At 72.8% G+C, this 20,934-nt stretch carries 13 protein-coding genes and 1 pseudogene; 10 read left to right on the forward strand and 4 right to left on the reverse strand.

Going from position 1 to position 20,934, the window contains the following annotated elements; translation table 11 throughout:
* Positions 1–101 precede the first annotated feature (101 nt).
* The 3 genes from AC07DF_RS13745 (at position 102) to AC07DF_RS13755 (ending at position 8,296) form a co-directional block, all read left to right on the forward strand.
* The gene (locus AC07DF_RS13745; protein ID WP_478970222.1) at positions 102–5,345 is read left to right on the forward strand and encodes an SDR family NAD(P)-dependent oxidoreductase; all 5,244 of its coding nucleotides are present in this window, start codon (positions 102–104) and stop codon (positions 5,343–5,345) included.
* Between the two features lie 28 nt (positions 5,346–5,373).
* Positions 5,374–7,812 (forward strand): KR domain-containing protein, encoded by a 2,439-nt coding sequence (locus AC07DF_RS13750; protein ID WP_478970224.1) that lies wholly within the window; start codon positions 5,374–5,376, stop codon positions 7,810–7,812.
* A 64-nt stretch (positions 7,813–7,876) separates the two neighbouring features.
* The gene (locus AC07DF_RS13755; protein WP_478970226.1) at positions 7,877–8,296 is read left to right on the forward strand and encodes an ester cyclase; all 420 of its coding nucleotides are present in this window, start codon (positions 7,877–7,879) and stop codon (positions 8,294–8,296) included.
* Positions 8,297–8,346: 50 nt separating this feature from the next.
* Here AC07DF_RS13755 and AC07DF_RS13760 read toward each other — a convergent pair.
* A pseudogene (locus tag AC07DF_RS13760) lies at positions 8,347–8,652 on the reverse strand (nuclear transport factor 2 family protein); the annotation flags it as partial.
* Between the two features lie 50 nt (positions 8,653–8,702).
* On the opposite strand from AC07DF_RS13760, the gene AC07DF_RS13765 reads away from it, so the two are divergent.
* Positions 8,703–9,659: an SDR family NAD(P)-dependent oxidoreductase gene (locus AC07DF_RS13765; RefSeq protein ID WP_478970228.1), complete on the forward strand. Its 957-nt coding sequence runs from the start codon at positions 8,703–8,705 to the stop codon at positions 9,657–9,659.
* Positions 9,656–11,104, forward strand: a complete 1,449-nt coding sequence (locus AC07DF_RS13770) for a cytochrome P450 (RefSeq protein ID WP_478970229.1) — start codon at positions 9,656–9,658, stop codon at positions 11,102–11,104. The genes AC07DF_RS13765 and AC07DF_RS13770 overlap by 4 nt, the downstream gene beginning before the upstream one ends.
* A 62-nt stretch (positions 11,105–11,166) precedes the next feature.
* Here the strand turns inward: AC07DF_RS13770 and AC07DF_RS13775 are convergent, their stop codons facing one another.
* Positions 11,167–11,844, reverse strand: a complete 678-nt coding sequence (locus AC07DF_RS13775; RefSeq protein WP_399021803.1) for a response regulator — start codon at positions 11,842–11,844, stop codon at positions 11,167–11,169.
* Positions 11,841–13,085 carry a sensor histidine kinase gene (locus AC07DF_RS13780; RefSeq protein ID WP_478970233.1) on the reverse strand — a complete coding sequence of 415 codons (1,245 nt, stop codon included), beginning with the start codon at positions 13,083–13,085 and terminating at the stop codon, positions 11,841–11,843. Before AC07DF_RS13780 ends, AC07DF_RS13775 begins: the two co-directional genes overlap by 4 nt.
* A gap of 180 nt (positions 13,086–13,265) precedes the next feature.
* On the opposite strand from AC07DF_RS13780, the gene AC07DF_RS13785 reads away from it, so the two are divergent.
* The gene (locus AC07DF_RS13785; RefSeq protein WP_478970235.1) at positions 13,266–14,645 is read left to right on the forward strand and encodes a glycosyltransferase 87 family protein; all 1,380 of its coding nucleotides are present in this window, start codon (positions 13,266–13,268) and stop codon (positions 14,643–14,645) included.
* A gap of 23 nt (positions 14,646–14,668) precedes the next feature.
* Entirely contained in the window at positions 14,669–15,805 is a 1,137-nt protein-coding gene (locus AC07DF_RS13790; RefSeq protein ID WP_478970237.1) for a glycosyltransferase family 4 protein, read from the forward strand.
* Between the two features lie 92 nt (positions 15,806–15,897).
* Here the strand turns inward: AC07DF_RS13790 and AC07DF_RS13795 are convergent, their stop codons facing one another.
* Positions 15,898–16,518, reverse strand: coding sequence for a TetR/AcrR family transcriptional regulator (locus tag AC07DF_RS13795; protein WP_478970239.1), 621 nt, complete (start codon positions 16,516–16,518; stop codon positions 15,898–15,900).
* A 149-nt stretch (positions 16,519–16,667) separates the two neighbouring features.
* Here AC07DF_RS13795 and AC07DF_RS13800 point away from each other — a divergent pair, with 149 nt between their 5' ends.
* From AC07DF_RS13800 to AC07DF_RS13810, 3 genes are all read left to right on the forward strand, one after another.
* Positions 16,668–17,438, forward strand: coding sequence for an SDR family NAD(P)-dependent oxidoreductase (locus AC07DF_RS13800; protein WP_478970241.1), 771 nt, complete (start codon positions 16,668–16,670; stop codon positions 17,436–17,438).
* 65 nt (positions 17,439–17,503) lie between these two features.
* Positions 17,504–19,309, forward strand: a complete 1,806-nt coding sequence (locus AC07DF_RS13805; protein ID WP_478970243.1) for a flavin-containing monooxygenase — start codon at positions 17,504–17,506, stop codon at positions 19,307–19,309.
* The gene (locus AC07DF_RS13810) at positions 19,306–20,928 is read left to right on the forward strand and encodes a hypothetical protein (protein ID WP_478970245.1); all 1,623 of its coding nucleotides are present in this window, start codon (positions 19,306–19,308) and stop codon (positions 20,926–20,928) included. The genes AC07DF_RS13805 and AC07DF_RS13810 overlap by 4 nt, the downstream gene beginning before the upstream one ends.
* The last annotated feature ends 6 nt before the right edge of the window (positions 20,929–20,934 follow it).

Below are 20,934 nucleotides of genomic sequence, written 5' to 3' on the forward strand. Positions count from 1 at the left end.
ACGCCCGGCGTGAGCCTGGGGTCCGTCCTGAGGCCGGTGCCCGGCCGGGGCCTGTGGCTGGGGCTGAGCGTGTGGTCCGGCCTGAGTCCGAGTCCCGGCCCGTGGCCGATGCCCGGCCCGAGCCCGCGGCCGGGTCGGTGGCCGCGTCCGTGGCCGATGCCCGGCCTGAGCCTGCCGCCCGGCCTCAGGCCGGGCCCCGGCCCGAGCCCAAGTCCCGGCTTGAGCCCAGCGCTTCGCCCGAGACCGGCGCCTCGCCCCAGCCCGCGGACGTCGTCGCCGGATCGTTCGGCGAGGAGGCGGATGAGTTCGGGGACGACGCCATCGCGGTCGTCGGTTTGGGTATGGCCGTCGCCGGGGCGAACAGTCCCGATGAGTTCTGGGAGCTGCGGACGACCGGGGACGAACTCTTCGTCAAGGTGCCCCGGGACCGCTGGCGGCACGAGAGTTTCCACTCGGCCGATCTGGCCGCCGAGGACAAGGCGTATGCCGAACAGTGCGTGTTCATCACGGACTTCGACGCCACCGAAGGCGCCCTCGAGGGCATGCCGGGCGGCCCCGGTGAGCAGGAGCTCACCACCCAGTGGCTGCGCCACAGCCTGGTGCAGGCGCTCGACGGCGTCCGCCACCGGGACAGCGACCGCTGCTCCTTCGTGATCGGCTACACCCCGGACGGCAGCCAGCACCTGGAAGAGGCGGGCGTCCTGCAGAGCGCGACCCGGCTGACGCACCGAATCGTCGACGACCTCGCGCTCCCCGACGAGGAGCGGGACACCCTGCGCGAGGGCATCGACCGGACCCTCTCCGAACGGTACTGGCGCGGCGCCCGCTCGCCCGAGCGTTTCCTGCCGCACCGGGTCGGCGAGGTGGCCATGGACGGGCTGCTGCCGCCGTCCACCGAGCTCCACATGGTCGACACCGCGTGCTCCTCGTCCCTGTACGCCGTCGACATCGCGGCCAAGGGCCTGCTCATGGGCAAGCAGGACATCGCCGTGTGCGGCGGGGCGTTCGCGCTGGCGCCGCGCGGCACGGTGCTGTTCTCCAAACTCCAGGGACTGTCGAAGCGGGGCACCGTGCACGCCCTCGACGAGAGCGCCGACGGCGTGATCTTCGCGGACGGCGCCGCCCTGGTCGTCCTCAAGCGGCTGAGCAAGGCCCGCCAGGACGGCGACGAGGTGCTCGGGGTGCTGCGGGCCTTCGGCTCGTCCTCCGACGGCAAGGGCAAGGCGATCTACGCGCCGAACGCCCGCGGGCAGGGCCTCGCCGTGCAGCGGGCACTCCAGGGCGGTGAGGTCGACAGCGCCGACGTCGGGTGGATCAACGCGCACGCGACCGGTACGCCCGCCGGTGACCTGGAGGAGTTCACCACGCTGCGGGAGCACTTCGGTACGTCCGCTCCGACGGCCGTCACCTCCAACAAGTCGCTGCTGGGCCACACCGGCTGGGCCGCGGGTGTCGTCTCACTCATCGAGAGCCTGAAGGGCCTGGAGCACGACACCATCCCCGGTCAGTACCGCCTGGACACGCCGCGCGCCGACTTCCGGCTGGACGATACGGGCCTGGAGGTCACCTCGGAGCCGAGGCAGTGGAAGGCCGACCGGGAGCGCCCCCGGCTGGCGGCCGTGTCCGGTTTCGGCTTCGGCGGCACGAACGCCCATCTCATCGTCTCCGAGAACCGCGCCGACGAGACCGAGACGGCACAGACCCCCGCGACCAAGGCACCGGCGGCCGACAGCCGGGTGGTCCTCGTCGGCTGGTCGGCGCACCTGCCGGGCCTGGAGGGGCGCACGGACGTGACGCGCTGGCTCCGGGGCGGCGACGGACCGCTCGACAGCTTCGGCGCGGACTACCCGGTGCCGCCCTTCAACCGGGTCCGGCTGCCCCCGAAGACGATCCGCGCCCTCGACCGGTGCCAGCTGATGGTTCTGGAGTGCGCGCACGAGCTGCGCGACCAGATGCCGGACTTCTGGAGCGCACAGGCGGCGAAGACCGGGGTGTTCGTGGGGCACATGGGGCCGACCAGGGCGGCGATGCAGTACGCGAACCGGTGCTACCTCGACGACGTCGGGGAGGCGCTCACCGCGTCGCCGCCCGCCGGGTCCGCCGAGGTGCCCAAGGTGCTGGACCGGCTGCGGGAGCAGGTGCGGTCGGCGATCCCGGAGTCCAACGAGGACTCCTTCCCCGGCCAGATGCCCAACATCATCTCCGCCCGGGTCGCCAACTACTTCGACCTCCACGGCTCCAACATGACCCTGGACTCGGGCTTCGCCTCCGCGCTGTCCTCCCTCACCCTGGCGGGCCGCTATCTGCGCACCGGTGAGCTGGACTTCGCCCTGGCCGGCGGCATCAACGGCAACAGCCTCCCCGAGTACCGCTCCCTCATCGGCGACCTGCTGCCCGACCCCCGGACGGAACTCGCCGAGGGCGCCTTCCTGTTCGCCCTGACGACCGAGGAACTGGCGCGGAACGCGGACCTGCCCGTCCTCGCCTACCTGGACGAGAACGTGGACGAGACCGAGACCGAGGGCGGCACGGCCGCGGGCGACGCCGTCCGCTGTGGCGCCGACGCCCCGGAGAACGCCCGCTATCTGGGAGCCTCCGGCGGCCTCGCCGTCCTCCGCGCCCTGCACGGCCCCGCGGGCCGGTCAACGGTGTGCGGCACCGGCGACGCTGGCCGTGCGGGAGCGAGCCTCAGGCTGACGATCCCGGGTGACAAGAGCGATAGCCCGGAGAACACCCCGTCCGCCCCTTTGCGCGCCCCCTTCCGCTCCACCACCCACACCGAAGCCGGTGAGCCGCTGCGCGTCCGGCGGTGTGTGCCGGTGCTGGAGGAGACACCGGCCCGCCCGGTGCGGGAGCGCGTGCCGTTCCTCCCGGACGGGGCCGTCGTCGTCACCGACGCTCCCGGTCTGGTGGCCCGGGCGGCCGGTCCGGACACCGCGATCACGGTGCTGTCCACCCGTCCGCTCGACGCCCCGCGCCCCGGCTGGCATCACCTGGCGCGGGTCACTCCGGAGACGGTCCGTGAGGCGCTGTCGGGCGTGGAAGGGCCGGTCACACGGCTGCGGGTGCTGAGCGACCTCAGCCGCGCCGCACCGCCGGAGCAGACCCTCGCCCCGGACGGCACCCCCGCCCTGCTCGCCCTGCACGACGCGACGTACCTGGCCGTCCAGCACGCCTACGACGATCTGGCCCAACCCGGTTCGGACCTGACGATGCTCCTGCTCGGTGCCGTGCCGGACGGCATCCCGCACCCCTTCTCGGGCCTGTTCACCGGCCTGCTGAAGAGCGCGGGCCTGGAGCTGTCCGAGGGCGGCAGCCTCGCGTTCCTCACCTCCGGCGACGACGTGACGGCGGCGGTCCGCAGCGTCGAGGAAGAGAGCCGCGCCGAGCGGGACTTCCCGGTGGTCGTGGAAGCCGGCGGGACGCGCCGCACGTACCGACTGCGCGAGGAGCCCGTCGCCCTGGACGAGGCGACGCCCGCCGCGCTGGAGCGGGACTCCGTGGTCGTGGTGGCCGGCGGCACCCGGGGCATCACCGCCGAGGTGACCAAGTCCCTCGCCAGGGAGTTCGGCCCGCGCATCCACGTGCTCGGCAGCAACGACCTGGACGCCTACCCGCCGTCCGTCTTCGAGGGAACCGACGAGGAGTTCGCCGCCGGCCGGGCGAAGTTCATCTCCGCCGAACTCGCCAAGGGCGGGGGACGCAACGTCGCGAGCATCACCAAGGACTTCGACCGGATGCTCAACGCCCGCGAGTCCCGCCGGAACCTGCGCGAGATGGCGGAGCACAGCGGCCCCGGGCGCGTCACCTACCGCGCCTGCGACATGCGCGACGGCGCCGAGGTCGAGAAGGCCCTCGGCGAGATCCTCAGGGAGGACGGGCGGGTCGACCTGCTGGTCAACGCCGCCGGGCTGCAGCGGTCGGCGCTCATCAAGGACAAGGACTTCGCCGAGTTCACCGCCATCCGGGACCTGAAGGTGGCGTCGTACCTGAACCTGAAGTACGCCCTGCGCGACACCCCGCCGCGCCTGTGGTGCAACTTCGGTTCGCTGCTCGGGTACTTCGGGCAGCTCGGCGAGGCGGACTACGCCGCCGCCAACGACCTCCTGGGCACGGCGGCCACCTACGCGACGGCCGCCTCGGACCACCCGGAGGTCACCATCGGCTGGACGCTGTGGGCGGGCGTCGGCATGGGCGCCGGCGAGCTGACGAAGGCGTACTACGAACGGGCCGGCTCCTACAGCAGCATGCCGGTGCCCGAGGGCGTCCACCACTTCGTGCAGGAACTGCACACCCCCGTCCGGCGCCCCTCCGTCGTGCACCTGGGCGACGCCGAGGAGGCCACGGTCGAGAAGTTCTACCCCGGCTATCTCGCCGAGGCGCCCGTGGATGCGCCCCGGGCCGGCGGGCCCGCCGGGTTCTTCCTGCGCCGCGAGGTGTCCTCGGACGGCCGCTCGGCCGTGTTCGAGTGCCCCTTCGACCTGCGCACGGACAGCTATCTGGAACACCACACCGTGCGCGGCGAACCCACCCTGCCGGGTACGTTCGTGACCGAACTGGCGGCCCAGGCTGCCCGCCGTCTGGTGCCGGGCCGGCAAGTGGTCGCCTTCGAGGACCTGACGTTCGAGCACTTCCTGCGGGTGTACCGCGACGTCCCCACGGCGCCGAAGCGCATCACCGCCGAGATCGTCGAGGACGAGGGGGAGACGACCGTCGTCCAGGTCCGGGTCTCGGAGGACGTGGTGTCGCCCAGCGGCGTCGTACTCGTCAAGGACAGGCCGCACTTCACGGCCCGGGTGCTGCTGGCGGACACGTATCCGCACGCCCCCCGCTGGGACGCCTGGGACCACGCGGACGACACCCCGATTCCCGACCCGTACCACCAGCCCGGCTCCCCGGTCCGGCTGAGCGGACCGTTCGTCTCGACGAGCGGCACCGCCCTCCACCCCCGGGGCAAGCGGGCCCGCTACGACCTCGGCCTTCCCTCGGACGACCCGGTCTGGCAGGGGTTCACCGTCCCCTGCGTGCTGCTGGACGGCCTGGCCCGGGTCGGCGTGCTGGACCTGGTGGACGACCGGCTGATCCCGGTGGCCGCACCGCTGTCGATCCGCCGGATCGACCTCTATGAGGAGGCCAACGACCACACGCTGTCCACCGGCCGGGACCGCATCGACCTGTACGCGACACCCCCCGGGTTCGGCTTGGCCGCCGAGGGGGCCGAGAACCGGTTCGTGGCGGCCCGGCCCGACGGCCGGATGGTCCTGCAGATGAAGGACCTCAGGGCGGCCCTGATCGGCTATGTCGATGCCCGCACGGGCGAGGCCGTCCCCGCCGACGGCGTCTGACCGGCGCGACGAGGAAGGAACACGCGACATGCTGACGTCCCCGCCACAGTCCCCGCCGCAGTCCCCGCCCGCCCCCACCGGGAGGGCGACGGCCGAGGACCCCTCGGTGCAGCCCACGACCAGGATGGTGTGGCGGCCCGCCGCCCTGCCGCCCCTCACCGGGGTGGCGCCCGGCCTGTCCGGGACGCGGGTCCTGCTGCTCGCCTGCGACGACGAGAGCGCCCGGGCGGTGGAGCGCGAGCTGACCGCCCACGGGGCACGCGTACGCCGGTGCACACCCGCCACGAGCCCGCCGGGCCCCGGCGACGACCCCGTGGACGCGATCGTCGACCTCACGGTGGGCGACGCCACGGACCTGGTGGACGGGTGGCGCGAGCCCCTGCTGCGTACCGTGGCCGCGCTGCGTGGGCAGTACGAGGACTGGTCCGCCGAGACCACCGCGCGGCGGCTGTTCTATCTGGCCGTCACCTATCTCGGCGGCGGCATGGGACACCACCCCGACGACGACCTGGCGCAGCCGCTGGGCGGCATCTGGGCGGGCCTGGCCAAGACGCTGCACCGGGAGTTCCCCAACTGCAACGCCCGGGTCGTCGACACCGCGCTGTCCGCCGCCGCGGATCTGCCCGGCGTCGTCGCGAGCGAGCTGGGCCGGACGGGGGAGATCGAGGTCGGCCACCGCGAGGGCCGCCGCCTGACCCTGTCACCGGCCGCCCGGCCCGTCGGCCCGCCTGCGCTGGACCTGGGCGCCGACGACTGCGTCCTGATCTCCGGCGGCGGCCGGGGCATCGGCTGGGAGCTGGCCCGCACCCTCGCCGAACGGCACGGCTGCCGGGTCCTGGTGACCGGACGGGAGCCGTTCCCCTCCGAGGGCGAACCCTGGTTCGGCGCGGACGAGGCGGAACTGAAGGCGTACGAGAAGCGGCTGTGGTCGGACAGCGGCCGGGGACGCCCGCTGCCCGAGATCCGCCGCGACATCGCCCGCACCCGCCGCCTGTGGGAACTCGCGGGCAACATCACCGCGGCCCGCAAGCGCGGACTGCGCGTCGAGTACGTCCAGTGCGACTTCACCGACCCGGACCAGGTGCGGGCCCTGCTGCGGCGGGAGGGCGGCGCACTCACCGGCGTCGTCCACAACGCGGGCGTGGACCACGCGGCGCGGCTGCCCAAGAAGTCCGACGAGGACATCCTGCGGACGGTGGGGACGAAGATCGGCAGCTTCGTCCACCTCTTCGGCGAACTCGCCGGCAGCGGGCTCAAGTTCTTCTGCAACGTGGGCTCGCTCACCGGACGGCTGGGCGGCATGGTCGGACAGCTCGAGTACGCCGCCGCGAACGAGGGACTCGCCCGGCTGGGCCGGTGGGCCGAACGCCGCGCGGACTTCCCGGTGATGACCCTGGCCTGGCCGACCTGGGACCGCATCGGCCTCATCGCCAACTTCGCGGCGACCCGGCGCTACATGGCCCCGCTCGGCGTCGCCGACGGTCTCGCCAAGTGGCAGGACGAGCTGCTGGCCGGCTCCGCCGGTGAGATCACCTTCGTGGGGCCGCTCGGCGCCGCCGTCGACCCTGGCCAGGCCACCGGCTACCCCGTCGTGCCCGACCTGCCGGGACACTCCGAGGTCTACCCGAAGATCCACCACCTCGGGGAGGTGACCTCCTACGAGCCCCACACACGCCTGGTGTCGCGGGTCCGTTTCGACCGGGACACCGCGCCCGTGCTGACGGACTTCCTGGTGGACGGCGCCGAGGCGGTCCCGGTGAGCCTGCTGCTGGAGAGCGCGGTGCGGGGCGCGGAGTGGGTCGTGCCCCCGGACTTCCCCGAGCTGCGCGTCGACTGCCTGGAGGACATCGTCGTCCCCCTGGGCCTGCTGCGGCTCGACGGCCCGGCGACGGTCCTGGAACGCGAGGTCCGGGGCGCGTACGACGGACGGTCCTGGACCGTCGACGTCCGCTTCCGGCGGCCGGGAGAACCCGGCGGCCCGGAGAGCGGCCAGGACACCGAGGCGAGGGTCCGGATCGTCCACGCGTCGGGCGACACCCGCTCGCCCGCCCCGCCGCGCAGCGGCGTCACCCCGATGACGACCTGGCGTTCAGGTCCGGCCCGGCTGCGCTGGCGGTCGTCGGTGGTGCCCCGCGCGCGGTGGACCCGTGCCGGGCGCGGCGGCTGGCGGGGCGAGGTGCGACCCTGCGCGCCCGGCGACCTGTGGGCGACACCCGCCGCCCCGCGCACCGCCCTCGCCGTGTCCGCGCTGGAGAACGTGGTGCGGCTGTCCGCCCGGCAGGGGGCGGGTCTCTCGGTCGCGGTCGACCCGCTGACCATCGGCCGGATCACCCTCCACGCCGAGGAGGACGGAGACTCCCTCATCGAGGGGGACCCCGTCCTCGGCACCTGGAAGGTGAACAGCGCGTCGTCCGGCATCCGCGTCATGACGCTGATCGGATTCCAGGGCCCGGTCGCGACCGGCTGACGCCCACAGGCCACATTCCCGAGTTTCCGCATTACCGAAGCCTGAGAGAACAGGAGTGAAGAAAATGTCGAACACCCTGAAGAACAAGGCGGTTCTGGAGCGCTACTACGAGGAGTGCCTCAACAAAGGAAACCTCGACGTCATCTACGAGGGTGCGGCCCCCGACCACATCAGCCACGGAACCGCCCCGAACAGCGAGGAGGGCGTGGAGCATCTGAAGGAATGGGTGCGGATTCAGCGTGCCTCCTTCCCCGACCTGCACGTCACGGTGGACGACTGGATCCTGGAGGGCGAGAAGGTCGTCAGCCGTTTCACCGCACGGGGCACCCACACCGGGGAGCCGTACGAGGGGATTCCGGCCCAGGGGCGGGAATTCGCCGTTCCCGGAATCGTCATCGACGAGTTCCGGGACGGGGTGATCGTGGAGAGCTGGTTCTCGCTCGACGCGTTCGACCTCGCGAAGCAGCTCGGTGCCTTCGGCTGAACGCGCGACGGCACCGGCACCCCACGTCCGGGGTGCCGGTGCCGGCCGGGCGTCACAGTGTGGATCTCGGTGATGCGCGCCCACTTGAGGTACATGAACTGGGCCCTGGTCAGCCAGGGACCGCCGGAAATGATGATCTCCTGCGGTTCGAACTCCGCCTCGGGAATGAGCCGGAAGACCCGCTGCCACCACAGGCTCATGGATTCGACGGTGTGCCGTTCGCCGGACAGCGCGTGCTCTCCGTAAAACACATAGGTGAATTCAGGGGCGAGCGTGTCCACCATGGACTGCCAATTGCCGGAGTTGATGTCGGAAAACGCCTTGCGCAGCTTCGCTGCCACGATCCGGTGATACATACCCGCCTCCTCGCCGAAATGCCCTGCCCGAAACGGGAGATGAGGGAGACTTGACCACCAAACCGAACCCGGTACTGATCACGGGTTGTTCATCCGGAATAGGCCGCGCCTGCGCGCTCAGGATGCACCGCGCGGGAATGATCGTGTACGCCACCGCGCGCAGGCCCGAAACGCTCGCCCCGCTGGCCGCCGAGGGCATCCGCACCCTGCGTCTCGACGTCACCGACGAGGACAGCATGCGCGCCGCCGTCGACACCGTCGAAGCCGAACACGGGTCGGTGGGCACGCTCGTGAACAGCGCGGGGTTCGCCGCCTCCGGCGTCGTGGAGGAGATCGGACTGCCGCAGATGCGGCGGCAGTTCGAGACCAACGTGTTCGGGCTGGCCCGCCTGAGCCAGCTGGTCCTGCCCGGCATGCGGGCCGCGGGGCGGGGCACCGTCGTGAACATCTCGTCGATCTTCGGCCGTTACGCGGTCCCCGGCGGCGGCTTCTACCAGGCGTCCAAGCACGCCGTCGAGGCACTCAGCGACGCGCTCCGGCTGGAGACGGCCGACTTCGGCGTCAGGGTCGTCCTCGTCGAGCCCGGCCCGGTACGCACCACCAACTTCGGCACCACGTACGTGGACAACCTCCCGTCCGACGGCGAGGTCTACGACGAGTTCCGCAGGCGCACCGCCGAGTACTTCGAGGCGATCTACACCGGCAACCGCCGCACGCTGGCCGGCACGTTCGCAGTCCAGGCCGACGACGTGGCCCGCGTCGTGGAACGGGCGGTATCGAGGCGACGCCCCCGCGCCCGCTACACCGTCGGCTTCCTCGCCCGGAGCACCATCGCGCTGCGCCGCCTGGCCCCGGACGTCGTCTTCGACCACCTCTTCGTACGGCGTGCCTTCCCCGTGCCGCGCAGGAGCGCCGTACGGCCCGCCCCGGCCGGAGCCGACAGTGCCCAGCGGCCGGCGGCGGCACCCCTGGCCCGCACCGCCTCACCCGACAAGGACCCCCGATGAGCACCCTCACCGCCACTCCCACCGCCCCCGGCCCGAAGGGCGCCCCCCTCCTGGGCAGCCTCGGCCCGTGGCGCCGCAACACCGCGGAGTTCCTGCTCGGCCTCCAGCGCGACCACGGCGAGCTCGTCCGCATGCGGCTCGGGCCGATGACGGTCCACCAGGCCACCAGCCCCGACGCGGTCCACAGGGTGCTGGTGAAGAACAACGCCAACTATGTGCGCGGGCCGCTGTACGAGCAGTTCGGCGTGGTCATGGGCAAGGGGCTGCTCACCACGGACGGCGAGTTCTGGCGCGGGCACCGGCGCGCGGTGCAGCCGGTGTTCCTCAAGAACGCGGTCACCGACATCGTCCCCAACATCGTCTCCGCCACCAGCGAGATGCTCGACGAGTGGGAGGCCAGGGCCGCGCGCGACGAGCCCGTGGACCTGATGGCCGAGATGCTGCGGCTCACCCTGGTCACCCTCAGCCGCTCGCTGTTCGCCTACGACATCAAGCCCGCCTCCCATGTGCTGAAGCAGATCGTCGACGACGTGGTGGAGGTGATGTTCCGGCGGGGCACGCCGTCGGAGATGCTGCCCTCCTGGCTGCCCACCGCCCGCAACCGCAAGATCGCGAACATCCACCAGGTCTTCGACAAGGTCGTCGCCGACGTCCGGGAGAACTACGCGCGCACCGGCGAGGGCCCGCTGATCGCCCTGATGGAGCAGGCCGAGGACCCCGCCACCGGCGAGCCGTGGACCGACCGTCAGCTGCGGGACGAGCTGCTCACCATCTATCTGGCGGGCCACGAGACCACGGCCGTCTCCCTGTGCTGGACGCTGCTGTCGATCGCCAACCACCCGCATGTCCAGGAGGAACTGGACGGCGAGCTCAGCGGTGTGCTGGGCGGCGGCACCCCCGACGCCGACAGCTCGGCCGGGCTGACGTACACGCGGATGGTCGTGGACGAGAGCCTGCGGATGTACCCGCCGATCTGGATCTTCCCGCGGGCCGCCGTCGGCCCCGACACCCTCGACGGCTACGACATCGAGGCCGGCTCGTCGATCCTGCTGTCGCCGCTCGCCTCGCACCACAACCCGCGGCACTGGGACAACCCGGTGGCCTTCGACCCGTACCGCTTCACCCCGCAGGCCGTGCGAGAGCGGCCCCGCATGGCGTACTTCCCCTTCGGGGCGGGTCCGCGGCAGTGTGTCGGCAACTCCATGGCGCTGCTCGAACTGCGGATCATCGTGGCGATGATCAACCAGCGTTTCAAGATCAACCTCGTCCCCGGCGACGCGCTGCGCTACGGCTCCCCGGTCATCTCCCTGCGCCCCCTGCGCGACGTGATGGTCCGCCTGCGCGCACGCGAGGGAAGGCCGGGGACGGTGACGCTGGTGGCGTCAGGTGCCGGGCCGTCCCGCCCGGAGGCCTCGGCGTGCCCGTACACGGCGGGGGAGGCGTAGGCGGGCAGGAGCCGTCGCGGCGAGGCCGTCGAGCGGCCCCGTCGCTCACGCCTCCCTCGGCCTCACCCGCCCTCGCCCGGCGTGACCAGCCCCGCCTCGTACGCCACGATCACCGCCTGGGCCCGGTCGCGGACCTCCAGCTTGGTGAAGAGGCGGTTGATGTGGGTCTTGACCGTGTGGTCGGTGATCGTGAGGTGGTCGGCGATGTCCGCGTTGGAGTGGCCCTGCGCGATGAGGAGGAGGACCTCGATCTCGCGGGCCGTGAGGCGGTCCAGGAGGGGCCCCGGGGTGGTGACCGGGCGGCGGGGGGCGAACTCGGAGATGAGGCGGCGGGTGATGCCGGGGGCGAGCATGGCGTCGCCCGCGGCCACCACCCGCACGGCGTGCAGGAGTTCGGGGAAGGTGGCGTCCTTGAGGAGGAAGCCGCTGGCTCCGGCCGCGAGGGCGTCGAAGACGTACTGGTCGAGGTCGAAGGTGGTGAGCATCAGCGCCTTCGTGGCGCCCTCGGTCTCCCGGAGGATCGTGCGCGCGGCCTGGATGCCGTCCAGCCTGGGCATCCTGATGTCCAGCAGGGCCACGTCGGGCCGGTGGGCCAGCGCGAGGGCGACGGCCTGTTCGCCGTCCTCCGCCTCGCCGACGACGTCGATGTCGTCCTGGGTGGACAGCAGGTTCACGAAGCCGGTTCTCACCACTGCCTGGTCGTCCGCCACGATCGCGCGGATCGGTTCCCCCGCCGTCACTCGTACACACCCTCCGCGAAGCTCTTCGCGCCCGCCCGCACCGGGAGTGCGGCCTCGACCAGGAAGCCGCCCCCGGGGCCGGCAGGCCCGCAGGTCAGACGTCCGCCGAGTAGCGTCGCACGCTCTCGCATACCGCTCAACCCGTGGCCTCCAGAGCCGAGTTGGTGACCCTGCGGGCCGGGGCCGTCATCGGCGATCCGGAGGCGGAGCTCGTCCTCCTCGTAGGTGAGGAGTATGTCGACCGCCGCGCCCCTCGCGTGGCGGCGGGCGTTCGTCAGGGCCTCCTGGACGATGCGGTAGGCGGTGAGTTCGAGGGAGGGCGGAAGCACGGGGGGCCGGGTGCCCTCGGTGTGCAGGGTGACCTCTCCGCCGCCCGACCGGTGGGCCTCCAGCAGGGCGTCCAGGGAGTCGAGCGTGGGCTGCGGCAGCACCGGTGCGGGGTCCTTGGCCCCGGCGTCGTCCGCGTGCAGCACGCTGAGGAGCTGGCGCAGTTCGGTGAGGGCCGAGCGGGCGGACGAGGCGATCTGCTGGAAGCCGTCGCGCGCGGGCGGGGACAGGTCGGGCGTGGTGTACGTGGCGCTCTCCGCCTGGACCGCGATCACCGACACCGAGTGCGCCACGATGTCGTGCAACTCCCGTGCTATGGCCGCTCGTTCCTGAGCTGCCGCCTGCCTGCGCTCCATGGCGATCAGCTCCCGCTGAGCCGCGTCGCGCGCCTGCCGGGACTCCTCGCGGCTGCGGAAGGCGTCCGCGATGCCGACCGTGGCCACGACGCCCACGGCCAGGACGAACGACTCCGTGAAGTACGACAGCGAGCCGTCGGCGCCGAGGGCGGGCGACCGGCCGCCGAGGTCGTACACGCCCGTCGCCACATGGCCCGCGTTGACGAGGAGCGCGCCCGCGATCGCCGCGGCGCTGAGCAGCGCCGGGTGCAGGACGCGGTGACGCGCGAGGGTGTAGAGGCCCATGACCCCGGCCACCGCGACCGCCATCAGCAGCTCGGGCCGGAACAGGAAGTTCAGCAGTGCCGCCGGTACCACCAGGAGCCCGAGCCGGGGTTCGCGCTGCCGCCACAGCAGCGGGAGCAGCACGAAGGGCAGGGTCGCCAGCACCGTCGTCGAGGTGATGCGCGCGTGCAGCACCTCGGTGGCGGCCAGGAGGGTCAGCAGGACGCCGGTGACGTACGGGTAACGGGGGGAGCGCGGCCAGGCGGTGGGGCGCAGGGTCGGCTTCTGACGCATCCCCACATTGTCGGCCAGGGCCCTTTGGACCGCGTCGCCGTACGGGTTGACCCGGGCGCCGGACGAGTACCACGGGTTGACGCCCAGGATCGGAATCCGGTGTGACGCTTCTCGACCGCCCCTTGCGAAGACTTGCCGGCAGTGGACCGACACCGGCCGGCAGGGAACAGGGGGAGCGGGATGCGGGGCGCTTCGAGAGGGCTGTTCGACTCGTTGGTGCCGTCGGCGGTATCCGTGGGGACCGCCCCGCCGGTGCGTGCGGCGGCGCTTCCCGTCTCCCTCCCGAGGCCCGGGCACCGTACGGGCCGTACCTCTAGCCGCCCGTGGGAGACCCTCTGCTGGACCGGCTGCGCGGTGTTCGCGCTGCTGCTCTGTCTGCGGACGACCATCACCCCGCACCAGGTGTGGGGCGCCTGCGCCGCCGCCGGATACGGACTCGCCGCGCTCGTCGCCCACTTCTCCGCGCGGCCCTGGGGCCGGGCGAGCGCGGCGGTGGCCGCCGTCGGGTCGGTGCTGGTGCCCCTGGTGTTCCTGGTCGCCGACGGGGCCCGGCAGATGGAGGTCACGGTCGTCGAGCGGTCCGGCACCCTGCTGCTGGACTCAGGCACCCCGTACGTGCCCGACCCGGCCGAACTGCGTGACTACAACCCGTACCTGCCCGGCATGGCCCTCTTCGGCCTGCCCCACGCATCCCTCGGCGACGTCCCCCTCGCGGACGCCCGGCTCTGGTTCGCCCTGGTGTCACTCGGGGCGATGGGACTCGCGGCGTCCCGGCGGCGCACCGTCCCGCTCTCCGGGGGCGACCCGTCGGCCCGGCGCGGCGCCGCTCTGCCCCTGCTGTGGCTCGCCGCGACCCCCGCCGTCGCGCTGCCCCTCGCCGTCGGTGGGGTCGATCTGCCGGTCATCGCTCTGATGTGTCTCGCGCTCGCCCTCGGGGGCCGGGGCCGTGCTGTCGCCGCCGGGCTCGTGCTCGGTGCCGCGGCGGCGTTGAAGTGGACCGCCTGGCCGCTGCTGCCCGTCGGGCTCGCGCTGCTCGCCGTGACCGCGGGCCGCCGGGCCGCCGTACGGGCCGGTGCCACGGCCGTCGCGCTCGCCGTACTGGCCGTGCTGCCGGTCGCGCTCGCCGGCCCGGGGGCGTTCGCCGAGCATGTGCTGCTCTTCCCGCTCGGCGAGGGGGACACCGGGTCCCCGGCGACCAGCCCACTGCCGGGCCATCTCCTGGCGACATACGTGCCGGGGGGTTTCGCCCTCGCGGTGGCGGCGCTGGCGCTGAGCGCGGTCGCGGTGGCCGTGTCCCTCGTGACGCGCCCGCCGCGCACCACCGTCGCCGCCGCCGACCGGCTCGCGCTGGGCCTCGGGATCGCCATGTGCCTGATCCCCGCCACCCGCTTCGGATACGTCGTCTACCCGCTGGTGCTGTTCGGCTGGTTCCGGCTCGTGCCGGCCGGCTCGTCGGGGAGCTGCGGGCCGCGGGCTGCTCGATGTTCCTGTGGCGGGAGGGCCGGTGGACTCCCGTGGACCGGGTCACCGGGGCGCACCGCGACTACCTGTTCACCGTGAAGCCGCTGGAGGACTGACCGACCATGCCGCGCACGCTCGTCGTCACCAACGACTTCCCGCCCCGCCAGGGCGGCATAGAGACCTTCGTCCACGCGATGACGGTCCGCTTCCCGCCCGACCGGGTCGCCGTCTACACCTCCAGCACACCGGGCGACCGGGCCTACGACGCCCGGCTGCCGTTCCCCGTGGTGCGCGACCGCGCCCACATGCTGCTGCCGACCCGGCGGGTCACCGCCCGGGCGGCGGAGCTGGCCCGCCGCTTCGACTGCGACAGCGTCTGGTTCGGGGCCGCCGCCCCGCTCGGGCTGATGGCCGGCGAACTGCGCCGCCGTACGGAGGTGGAGCGGCTGGTCGCCACCACGCACGGGCACGAGGTGTGGTGGGCGCGCACGCCCGGCGCCCGCGCGCTGCTGCGCCGCGTCGGTGCCGGGGTGGACAGCGTCACGTATCTCGGTTCGTACACCCGGGCCCGGATCGCCGCCGCCGTCGGCCCGGAGGCCGCGGCCCGCATGCGGCGGCTGGCGCCGGGCGTGGACCCCGAGGTCTTCCAGGGTTCCGGGGCCGCCGCGGCCCGGGTGCGGGAGCGGTACGGCCTGGGCGACCGGCCGGTCGTGCTCTGTGCGGCACGGCTCGTCCCGCGCAAGGGGCAGGACACGCTCATACGGGCGTTACGCCTGGTGCGCCGCACCGTGCCCGACGCGGTCCTGCTGCTGGTCGGGGACGGCCCGCACGCCCGGGCCCTGCGCCGGCTCGCCGCCGAGGAGCAACTGGCCGGGGCGGTGGTCTTCGCGGGGGGCCACCCGCACGAGGACATGCCCGGGTTCTACGCCGCCGCGCAGGTGTTCGCGATGCCCTGCCGGACCCGCCGGGCGGGCATGGAGGTGGAGGGCCTCGGGATCGTGTTCCTGGAGGCGGCGGCGGCCGGACTGCCGGTCGTCGTGGGCGCCTCGGGCGGGGCCCCGGACACGGTCCGCGACGGTGAGACCGGTTTCCTGGCCGACGGCCGCGACGTCCCGGCACTCGCCGACCGGCTCGCGCTGCTGCTGGGCGATCCGGAACTGGCCGGGGACATGGGCCGCAAGGGCCGCGCATGGGTGCGGGAGCAATGGGGGTGGGGCGGGGCCCATGAGCGGCTGACGTCCCTGCTGGGGGTGGGCTGAGGCCCCCAGGCACCGAGGTGGCCCCGGCCGCCACTCTCCTCACCGGGCTCTGGGAGCCCCGGGCCGGCGCCTGAGCGGCCCGGGCCGTCCGGTCAGCGCTTCTCCACGGCCTCCACCATCCGCAACGCGCGCCTGACGGTCTCCGCCAGGGACGGCCCCGCCGTCGCGTCGGACCGCAGCGCCCAGTCCTCCACCGCGATGCGCATCGCGGTGTTCAGCACGCCCGCCTCCACCCGGACCGCGAGATCGCCGACGGGCCGGCCCGTGCGGTCCGCGATCATCGCGGCGAACGTCGCCTCCGCGTCGTAGTGCGCCTCCAGCCACACCGCGCGCAGCCCCGGCTCGTCACGGCACAGCAGCAGCAGGTCGCCCAGGGTCCGCAGACGGGTTGTGGTGTCGTCGTCGTACCGGACGCTCAGGATCGCCTCGGCGAGCGAGCCGTGTTCGCCCCGGTCCTCCCGCAGATGCTCCGTCAGCAGCTCGAGGCCCGCGGTGAGCAGGGGGCGTACGCACTCCTCCTTGGAGCGGAAGTACCGCCACAGCGTGCGCGTCGACACCCCCGAGGCGGAGGCGATGTCCTCCGCGGTCACCGCCGTCACGCCCTTGGCGGCGAAGAGCCGGACCGCCTCCTCGGCGATTTCCATACGCGTTTCGGCGCGCCGCCGCTCCGTCAGCGGTGGCCGCCCCGTGGCACCACCTGCTCGTCCGGCCATGCGCCCTCCTCGACTTGCCGTGCTCACCCTATTTTACGTCGCGCCATGTCTTACTGGCGTGAAACGACCTTCTGGCACGCCACGTCTTTATGTCGCACTGAGACAAAAACCAGTACTGTGCCTGCCAACGCGACGAGCAGAGGAGCCGCATGGGAGCCACCGGTCTGTCAGGCAAGAGCGTCATCGTCACCGGAGCCGCCTCCGGCATCGGCCGTGCCGCCGCCCTGCGGTTCGCCGCGGAGGGAGCGAAGGTCGTGGTCGCCGACCTGAACGCGGAGGGCGCCAAGAGCGTCGTCGAAGCCATCGAGTCCGCGGGCGGCACGGCCGTCGCGGTCACGGGCGATCTGAGCGACGCCGCGGTGGCCGACGCGGTCGTGACCGCCGCGACCGGCACCTTCGGCGGCATCGACGTCCTGGTCAACAACGCGGGCGTCATGGACAGCATGTCCGCCACCGCGGACGTCACCGACGCCGAGTGGGAGCGGACGCTGCGGATCAATCTCACCGCACCGTTCCTGCTGACCCGGGCCGCCCTGCCGTACATGATCGCCGCCGGCGGCGGAGCCATCGTCAACACCGCGTCCGAGGCGTCGCTGCGGGGCAGCGCGGCCGGGACGGCGTACACCGTCTCCAAGCACGGGGTCCTCGGCCTCACCCGCTCCCTCGCGGTGATGTACCGGGACCAGGGCATCCGCGCCAACGCCATAGCCCCGGGCGGCACGGCCACCGACATCACGGCCGATGTCCACATCGACCGGGAGGCCCACGGGCCGTCCGTCGTCGGCAGGCACTTCGTCAACATGGGCCGCATCTGCGAACCCGAGGAGCAGGCCGCCGCCATCGTCTATCTCGCCTCCGACGCGGCGAGCGGTGTCAACGGCGTCGTCCTGCCGGTGGACAACGCCTGGGCCGCCGTCTGACCGCCCCGCCCCCAGACCCCCCGCCTCCGCGAGAGGTACGCGAGGTACGAGAGGAAGAGGACCCCATGTCCACCCCCCACACTCCCGTGTCAGACCTGGGCTTCGACCCGGACGCCCTGCGCGAGCGGTACCGCGCCGAGCGCGACCGGCGGATCCGCCCGGACGGCAACCGCCAGTACCGCCGTACAGCGGGCGAGTTCGGCCACTTCGACGAGGACCCGCACGCCGAGCCCGGATTCACCCGGGAGCCGCTGCACGACCACGTCGAGGTGGTGGTCGTCGGCGGCGGGTTCGGGGGCCTGCTCGCCGCCGCCCGGCTGCGCCAGGCGGGCCTGCGGGACATCCGGATCATCGAGAAGGGCGCCGACTTCGGCGGCACCTGGTACTGGAACCGCTACCCGGGCATCCACTGCGACATCGAGTCGTACGTCTACATGCCGTTGCTGGAGGAACTCGGCTACGTTCCGAAGTGGAAGTACGCCCCGGGCGAGGAGATCCGGGAGCACGCCCAGGCGATCGCACGCCACTTCGGCCTCTACCGCGACGCCTGCTTCCGCACCCGGGCGACCGAACTGCGCTGGGACGAGGCCGAGTCCGTGTGGGGCATCGGCACCGACCGCGGCGACCGGATGACCGCCCGGCACGTCGTCGTGGCGACCGGCCTGCTCAGCCAGCCCAAACTGCCCGGGATCGAAGGCATCGAGACCTTCAAGGGGCACATGTTCCACACCAGCCGCTGGGACTACGACTACACCGGCGGCGACGCGAACGGCGGCCTCACGGGGCTCGCCGACAAGCGTGTGGCCCTCATCGGCACGGGCGCCACGGCCATCCAGGTCGTCCCGCACCTCGGCCGGGACGCCCGGCACCTGTACGTGTTCCAGCGCACCCCGTCCTCCGTGGACGTGCGCGGACAGCGCCCCACGGACCCCGAGTGGGCCGGCTCGCTGAAGCCGGGCTGGGCCCGTGAGCGCAGGGACAACTTCCTCGCGGTCGTCACGGGCGGCCGGGCCGAGGAGGACCTGGTCGCCGACGGCTGGACCAGCAGCGCCCGCCTCCAGCAGAAGCTCATCCCGACCAACAACTACGACGCCCTCACGCCCGAGGAGCGCGAACGCCTGGAGGAGATCGCCGACTTCCAGAAGATGAACGAGCTGCGGGCCCGGGTGGAGAGCATCGTCGAGGACCCGGAGACGGCCGAGAAGCTCAAGCCCTGGTACCGCTACATGTGCAAGCGGCCCACCTTCAGCGACCAGTACCTGGAGACCTTCAACCGGCCGAACGTCACCCTCGTCGACACGGCCGACCACGGCGGCGTCGAGCGCGTCACCGAACACGCCGTCGTGGTCGGCGGAGTGGAGTACGAGGTGGACTGCGTCGTCTTCGGCACCGGCTTCGAGGTCGGCGTCTCCGGGCTGCTGTCCGGGCAGCTCCCCGCGTACGGCAGGGACGGCACCGCCCTGCTGGACTCCTGGCGCAAGACCGGCCCGAGGACCCTGCACGGCTTCTACAGCCGGGGCTTCCCCAACCTGTTCATGCTCGGCTCCGTGCAGAGCGCCAGCTCCGTGAACTACGTGCACGTCCTGGACGAACAGGCCGGCCACGTCGCCGAGGTCATCGCGGAGGCGGTCAGACGCCAGGTCCCGTGTGTGGAGCCGACGGCCGAGGCGGAAGCCGCCTGGGGGGACACGATCCGTCGGAAGTCGGCGGACCTGTACACGTTCCAGTCCGAGTGCACCCCCGGCTACTACAACGCCGAGGGCATGCCCCGGCCCCGCAGCGAGTCCTACGGCGACGGCCCGGTCGCGTTCTACGAGCTGATCCGGCGCTGGCGCGCGGAGGGCGGCATGGCCGAGGTGCTGGGATCGTGACGTCTCCAGCGCATCCGACCCGGTACGACACGCCCGGCGTGCGCAGCACCCGCCGGCAGGCCACGCGCCTCAACCCGCCGAACCCCCTGTGGGGTTCCAACGGCGTGGCGTTCGGCCCGGACGGGCGGCTCTACGTCGCCCAGTTCCTCGCCGGGAAGATCAGCGCCGTGGACCCGGCCACCGGGGACGTCGAGGTCGTCGTCCCGATGGACAGTCCCGTCGAGTCGCCCGACGACCTGGCCTTCGGGGCGGACGGCTCGATGTACATCGCCGACCTGGTCCCCGGCCGGGTGTGGCGCCGCGGCCCCGACGGCGAGTACACCCTGGTCTCCGAGGAGGTGAAGGTCCCCAACGGCATCACCTGCGTCGGTGACCGGCTCTTCGTCAACGAGATGAGGATGAACGGCCGTCTGCTGGAGCTCTTCCCCGAGGGCGGCGACCCCGTCGTCCTCACCGACGGGCTGGCCTTCGGCAACGCGATGCAGCTGGGCCCGGACGGGTGCCTCTACTACCCGCACATGATCAGCAGGCAGGTCTGGCGCATCCCGCCCGACGGCGGGGTGCCCGAGGTGGTCGCCGAGGACGTGCACGACCCGGTCGCGGTCCGCTTCGACCTGGGCGGCGTCCTCAACGTCCTGTCACGCGGCCCCGAGGGCATCGTCACCCGCCTCGACCTGCACGGCACGGGCTCGCGCTCACTGGTCACCAGCGGGGTCACGGGCCTGGACAACGCCGCGTTCGACGCGGAGAACCGCATGTTCGTCTCCAGCTTCGCCAGCGGCGGCATCACGGAACTGCGTCCCGACGGACGCACCCGCCCGGTCGTGCCCCGCGGCCTGGACGGCCCCTACGGCGTGACCATCGACCTCGGCGGCACTGTGTACGCGGCCGACCACTACCGGCTGGCCCGGCCGGAACAACCCGACGAGGGCCGCTCGGGCGACGTGGCGACGGAGATCCTCCAGCCCTTCTTCCACGGCATCACCGCCGACGGTGAACTCCTGCACACCACCTCGCAGTTCGGCACCGTCCAGACCTACGACCCCGCCACCGGGACGACCCGGCTCAGGGCGAACGGCCTGAACCAGCCCCTGGGCCTCGCGACCCGGGCCGACGGCGCCCTGGTCGTCGCCGAGACGGGCGCCGGCCGGGTCGTCGCCATCGACGAGGCCGGCACGGTGACCGTCCTCGCCGAGGGCCTCGACCACCCCGTGGACGTGGCCTTCGACGCCGAGCAGCGCTGCTACGTCAGCGACGACCGGCGCGGGGCGGTCCTGCGCATCGACGACGGCGAGGCGGTGCCGGTCGCGGAGGGCCTCGGCGCACCCCAGGGCCTCGCCGCGCACGGCGGGGAACTCTTCACCGTGGACACCGAGCACCGCCGGCTGTGGTCGATCTCCCCGGCGACGGGCGCCACCCGTGTCGAGGCCGAATCCCTCGCTGTCGGCCTCCCCCCGGGCACCGGGCCGCGCCCGGCGCCGGCGCTCTTCACCCACCAGGTCCCCGGCCTGGCCCACCGGTTCGCGGGCCTCACCGCGGCCCCGGACGGCTCCCTGCTGCTGTCCGCGAACGGGGAGGGCACGGTGGTGCGCCTGTCACCGGCCGGGGGTCACACGTAGGGGAGC

Source organism: Streptomyces sp. NPDC044719, assembly GCF_056433405.1.